Source organism: Micromonospora sp. WMMA1363 (genome assembly GCF_030345795.1).
GTDB lineage: Bacteria > Actinomycetota > Actinomycetes > Mycobacteriales > Micromonosporaceae > Micromonospora.
The window spans coordinates 1-3,096 of sequence record NZ_JAUALB010000018.1 but is presented as its reverse complement, the minus strand read 5'-3'; the positions used below and the strand labels follow the sequence as shown (position 1 = coordinate 3,096).

Genomic DNA, 3,096 nt, shown 5'->3' with positions numbered 1-3,096 from the left:
GCCGAGGAGAGTTCGTCGTCCAGGGGCAGTTCGTGGTGCAGCAGCGCCGGGTGGTCAGCGGTACAACGCGGTCGATCCGCTGATCGCTGACCCGGTCCGTCTCGGGGTCGTCACGGTGGCATCCTTCCGCCGACCGTGCCCGGGGCCGGCGCCCGGGACGAGCCGGCTGCTCGTACGCAAAAGGGCAGGAACGGAAGCTCCTGCCCGGCCGGCTCGATGCGGTGACGTCAGCTCACGATGAGGTCACCGGCTGGTCGAGCCGGCTGCCTAAACCATCGATACGAGCGCGTCACGCCGACTAGCGTACCCGATCCGACGGCGGCGGCTCACCCCGTCGTCCGGAAAGCCTCGCCGCACGTTCACCTGCATCGATGAAACGGACGGTAGTTTCGGCCTCACCACTCGTCGTGCCCCCCGGAGGTTCCCCCGATGGATCGTCGTACTCTCCTGCGCGCCAGCGTCGTCGGCGGCGCCGCTGCCTTCTCCGGCAGCCTCTGGGTCGGCGCCGCGACCGCGGCGCCGGCCCAACCCGGCACCAGCCCGTACGGACCGCTCCAGCCGGCCGACGCCCAGGGCATCCAGCTACCCGCCGGCTTCACCAGCCGGATCGTCGCCCGGTCTCGGCAGACCGTCGCCGGCACGTCCTACACCTGGCACTACGCGCCCGACGGCGGGGCCTGCTTCGCCGCCGGTGCCGGCTGGATCTACGTCTCGAACTCCGAGATCAATCCCGGTGGCGGTGCGTCGGCGCTGCGGTTCAACGCCGATGGCAGCATCGCCTCGGCGTACCGGATCCTGTCGAACACCCGAAAGAACTGCGCGGGCGGTGCGACGCCGTGGGGGACCTGGCTCTCCTGCGAGGAGGTCAGCCGCGGGTACGTCTACGAGACGTACCCGCAGGGCGGCACGGCCGCGGTGCGGCGGGCCGCGCTGGGGCGGTTCAAGCACGAGGCCGCCGCGTGCGACCCGGATCGCCAGGTGATCTACATGACCGAGGACGAGAGCAGCGGTCGCTTCTACCGGTTCCGCCCGACCACCTGGGGCGACCTCTCCTCCGGCACGCTGGAGGTGCTGGTCGCCGGCAGCGCGACCAGCGGCCCGGTGACCTGGGCCGGGTGCCGGACCCGGACGGATCGCCGAGGTACACCCGCTACCAGGTCTCCGGGGCGAAGAAGTTCAACGGCGGTGAGGGCTGCTGGTACGCCGACGGGACCTGCTGGTTCACCACCAAGGGTGACAACCGGGTGTGGGCGTACGACGCGGTCGACCAGCGCATCGACCTGGCGTACGACGACTCGCTGGTCTCCGGGAGCGCCCCGCTGACCGGGTCGACAACATCACCGGTGCCGGCTCCGGTGATCTGTTCGTGGCCGAGGACGGCGGCAACATGGAGATCAACATCATCACGCCGGACGAGGTGGTCGCTCCGTTCCTGCGAATCACCGGTCAGTCGTCGTCGGAGATCTGCGGTCCGGCGTTCTCGCCCGACGGCACCCGGTTCTACTTCTCGTCGCAGCGGGGCACCTCGGGCTCGATCCTCCGGTCTCTCTCAACAAGCCCCGCTGCGACGAGAAGTAGAACCGGGTGCCGTCGGGCGAGAACGCCGGACCGCAGATCTCCGACGACGACTGACCGGTGATTCGCAGGAACGGAGCGACCACCTCGTCCGGCGTGATGATGTTGATCTCCATGTTGCCGCCGTCCTCGGCCACGAACAGATCACCGGAGCCGGCACCGGTGATGTTGTCGACCCCGGTCAGCGGGGCGCTCCCGGAGACCAGCGAGTCGTCGTACGCCAGGTCGATGCGCTGGTCGACCGCGTCGTACGCCCACACCCGGTTGTCACCCTTGGTGGTGAACCAGCAGGTCCCGTCGGCGTACCAGCAGCCCTCACCGCCGTTGAACTTCTTCGCCCCGGAGACCTGGTAGCGGGTGTACCTCGGCGATCCGTCCGGGTCCGGCACCCGGGCCCAGGTCACCGGGCCGCTGGTCGCGCTGCCGGCGACCAGCACCTCCAGCGTGCCGGAGGAGAGGTCGCCCCAGGTGGTCGGGCGGAACCGGTAGAAGCGACCGCTGCTCTCGTCCTCGGTCATGTAGATCACCTGGCGATCCGGGTCGCACGCGGCGGCCTCGTGCTTGAACCGCCCCAGCGCGGCCCGCCGCACCGCGGCCGTGCCGCCCTGCGGGTACGTCTCGTAGACGTACCCGCGGCTGACCTCCTCGCAGGAGAGCCAGGTCCCCCACGGCGTCGCACCGCCCGCGCAGTTCTTTCGGGTGTTCGACAGGATCCGGTACGCCGAGGCGATGCTGCCATCGGCGTTGAACCGCAGCGCCGACGCACCGCCACCGGGATTGATCTCGGAGTTCGAGACGTAGATCCAGCCGGCACCGGCGGCGAAGCAGGCCCCGCCGTCGGGCGCGTAGTGCCAGGTGTAGGACGTGCCGGCGACGGTCTGCCGAGACCGGGCGACGATCCGGCTGGTGAAGCCGGCGGGTAGCTGGATGCCCTGGGCGTCGGCCGGCTGGAGCGGTCCGTACGGGCTGGTGCCGGGTTGGGCCGGCGCCGCGGTCGCGGCGCCGACCCAGAGGCTGCCGGAGAAGGCAGCGGCGCCGCCGACGACGCTGGCGCGCAGGAGAGTACGACGATCCATCGGGGGAACCTCGGGGGGCACGACGAGTGGTGAGGCCGAAACTACCGTCCGTTTCATCGATGCAGGTGAACGTGCGGCGAGGCTTTCCGGACGACGGGGTGAGCCGCCGCCGTCGGATCGGGTACGCTAGTCGGCGTGACGCGCTCGTATCGATGGTTTAGGCAGCCGGCTCGACCAGCCGGTGACCTCATCGTGAGCTGACGTCACCGCATCGAGCCGGCCGGGCAGGAGCTTCCGTTCCTGCCCTTTTGCGTACGAGCAGCCGGCTCGTCCCGGGCGCCGGCCCCGGGCACGGTCGGCGGAAGGATGCCACCGTGACGACCCCGGAGACGGACCGGGTCAGCGATCAGCGGATCGACCGCGTTGTACCGCTGACCACCCCGGCGCTGCTGCACCACGAACTGCCCCTGGACGACGAACTCTCCTCGGCCGTGCTCACCGGCCG

General features: G+C 70.4%; 1 protein-coding gene and 2 pseudogenes. 2 read left to right on the top strand and 1 reads right to left on the bottom strand.

Translation table 11 applies throughout. The features are described 5' to 3' along the window. Positions 1-429 precede the first annotated feature (429 nt). Positions 430-1,531 (top strand): annotated as a pseudogene (locus tag QTQ03_RS30090) (alkaline phosphatase PhoX); the annotation flags it as partial. Here QTQ03_RS30090 and QTQ03_RS30085 read toward each other — a convergent pair. Continuing rightward, positions 1,440-2,651: an alkaline phosphatase PhoX gene (locus QTQ03_RS30085; RefSeq protein WP_289281288.1), complete on the bottom strand. Its 1,212-nt coding sequence runs from the start codon at positions 2,649-2,651 to the stop codon at positions 1,440-1,442. The pseudogene QTQ03_RS30090 and the gene QTQ03_RS30085 overlap by 92 nt on opposite strands. Positions 2,652-2,965: 314 nt before the next feature. On the opposite strand from QTQ03_RS30085, the pseudogene QTQ03_RS30080 reads away from it, so the two are divergent. Further along, positions 2,966-3,096 (top strand): annotated as a pseudogene (locus tag QTQ03_RS30080) (3-deoxy-7-phosphoheptulonate synthase); the annotation flags it as partial.

What these genes read in the sequence shown, in the direction of transcription:
- QTQ03_RS30085 (WP_289281288.1), bottom strand. Translation starts at nt 2,651, where the DNA reads ATGGATCGTCGTACTCTCCTGCGCGCCAGCGTCGTCGGCGGCGCCGCT.